The organism is Arhodomonas sp. KWT (assembly GCF_010993615.1).
Map to the genome: position 1 here is coordinate 1 of NZ_WNXE01000299.1, position 2,428 is coordinate 2,428.

Consider the following 2,428-nt stretch of genomic DNA (forward strand, 5'->3'; position numbering starts at 1 on the left):
GTGCCCGTAAGGGCCTGGGAAAATGGCCTTTTCGTCGCCTACGCGAACCGCTGCGGTGCCGAGGACGGGGTGCGCTATACCGGTCGCAGCTCGATCTGCTCGCCGAACGGCGAGCCCATCGCCGCCGCCGGGGCGGATGAGGCGCTGCTCGTCGCCGAGGTCGATCCCGCCGCCTTCCGCCGGGACGACCCGGTCGGCAACACCTACCTGCAGGATCGCCGCCCGGAGCTCTATGCCGACCTGAGCGCCCCCGCCGTCCGCCGCTGAGTCCCCGTGACCGGCCCCCGGTGGCCGCGCCAGTCCCCCCGACTCGACGTTGGATGACCAGCGTCAATAATCCAGTCAGCGGAGCGGACTAGATTGGCAGTGGGCATTGGAGCATTCCACAGGGAGGCCGCCATTGGCGACGTCGGGCATCGACGTGCAGGGACTGCCGCTTGCCGGCATCGTCTCGGAGGTACAGGGACCGGTGGTGGTCATCCGCTGTGAGCGGCTGCCGCCGCTGCGCCAGTCCCTGTGTACCGTGCTCGACGGCGAGCACTATGTCTTCGAGGTCCATCAGCATCTCGACCGGCATCATCTGCGTGCGGTAACGCTCCACACCACGCGTGGGCTGAGCCGCGGAATGCCGGTCTACGACCTCGGCACGCCGCTGCACGTGCCGGTCAGCCGCGGCTGCCTCGGCCGTGTGCTCAACGTCTTCGGCGAGCCGGTGGACGACGGCCCGCCGGTCGAGGCGGAGGAGTATCGCAACGTTCACGCACCGCCACCGCCGCTGGAGCAGTCCTACGGCACGAGCACGGTGCTGGAGACGGGCATCAAGGTCATCGATCTGCTCTGCCCCTTCGCCCGGGGCGGCAAGACCGGCCTGTTCGGCGGCGCCGGTGTGGGCAAGACGGTACTCATCATGGAATTCATGCACGCGGTGACGGCGCTGCACCGGGGCGTGTCCGTGTTCGGGGGCGTGGGCGAGCGCCTGCGCGAGGGTCACGAGATCTGGCACGAGCTGGACCGCACCGGTGTGCTGCCGGACGCCACCCTGGTGTTCGGCCAGATGGACGAATCCCCCGGTGTGCGTTTCCGCGTCGGTCTCACCGCGCTGACCTACGCGGAGTACCTGCGAGACACGCTGCACACCGAGGTCCTGCTGCTGCTCGACAACGTCTTCCGCTTCGTGCAGGCGGGCAGCGAGGTCTCCAGCCTGCTCGGGCGCATGCCCGCGACGGTGGGCTACCAGCCGACCCTGGGCACGGAGGTGGCGGAGCTGGAGGACCGCATCAGCTCCACCGCCGCCGGCGCGGTGACCTCGGTACAGGCGGTCTACGTCCCCGCCGACGACATGACCGATCCGGCGGTCTCGACCATCCTCAGCCACCTGGACACGACCGTGATCCTCTCCCGGTCGCAGGCCGGCCAGGGCATCTATCCCGCGGTGGATCCGCTGGCTTCCGGCAGCAAGCTCATGGACCGCCATGTGCTCGGCGACCGCCACTACGCCGTCGCCGAGGGGGTGCGGGAGCACCTGGCCCGCTACCACGAGCTGGAGGACATCATCAGCATGGTCGGCCTGGAGGAGCTCTCCGCCGCCGACCGCCAGGTGGTGCTGCGCGCGCGCAAGCTCCAGCGCTACCTCAGCCAGCCGTTCCACGTCACCGCCGGGCATTCGGGCATCGCCGGGGTGTCGGTGCCGCTGACTGACACCCTCGCCGACTGCGACGCCTTTCTGGCCGGCCGTTTCGACGACGTTCCGGAGGACCAGTGCTATATGCGCGCGAGCATGAACCGGACGACGCAGTGAACACCTTCGAGATGGCGCTGCGCTCGCCCATCGCGGAGGAGACGGTCACCGGAGTGAGCGATTTCATCGGTGAGGACGCCACCGGTAGCTTCGGCCTGCGCGCCCGCCACGAGGCGTTCATGACCGTGCTCGTGTTCGGCCTCGCGCGCTTTCGCGTCGGCGAGGGGCCGTGGGAATACCTGGCGCTGCCCGGCGCCCTGCTCCATTTCAGCGACAACCGCCTGTGGCTGACGACCCGGCGTTATCAGCGCGACACGGACTACGAGCGCATCACCGCGGCGCTGTCGAGCACGCTGGTCGCCGAGGAGGAACGGATGCAGGCGGGCCGGGAGAGCCTGCGGCGCCTGGAGGAGGCGATGCTGCGCCGGCTCTGGGAGATGGGGCGCGGGCGATGAGGATGAACGACACCGAGCGGCTCAAGCGCGAGGTCCGGCGCCAGGCGGCGCGCATGCGCCGTGCAGAGCGCGATCGCCCCACGCTGATGGCACAGACCGTCTACCTCACCACCCTGGGGCTGCTGCTGGTCATCCCCGTGGTGGCGGGGGCGTACCTGGGCCTGTGGCTGGACGGTCGTGACCCGGGCTACTCGGTGTACTGGACGCCGGTCTGCCTGGTCGGCGGCGTCGTGCT

At 69.7% G+C, this 2,428-nt stretch carries 4 protein-coding genes; all 4 read left to right on the top strand.

What is annotated here, in order from left to right:
• The coding region (locus G7A99_RS18105) for a nitrilase-related carbon-nitrogen hydrolase (RefSeq protein ID WP_305792335.1) at positions 1-267 on the top strand (267 nt) is incomplete at its 5' end.
• A 148-nt stretch (positions 268-415) separates the two neighbouring features.
• Entirely contained in the window at positions 416-1,798 is a 1,383-nt protein-coding gene (gene atpD / locus G7A99_RS18110) for a F0F1 ATP synthase subunit beta (protein WP_026320880.1), read from the top strand.
• Positions 1,795-2,193, top strand: coding sequence for a F0F1 ATP synthase subunit epsilon (locus tag G7A99_RS18115; RefSeq protein WP_163142795.1), 399 nt, complete (start codon positions 1,795-1,797; stop codon positions 2,191-2,193). Before atpD ends, G7A99_RS18115 begins: the two co-directional genes overlap by 4 nt.
• 2 nt (positions 2,194-2,195) lie before the next feature.
• Positions 2,196-2,428 (top strand): AtpZ/AtpI family protein (locus G7A99_RS18120; RefSeq protein ID WP_163142798.1); only part of this gene is annotated, 233 nt, incomplete at its 3' end.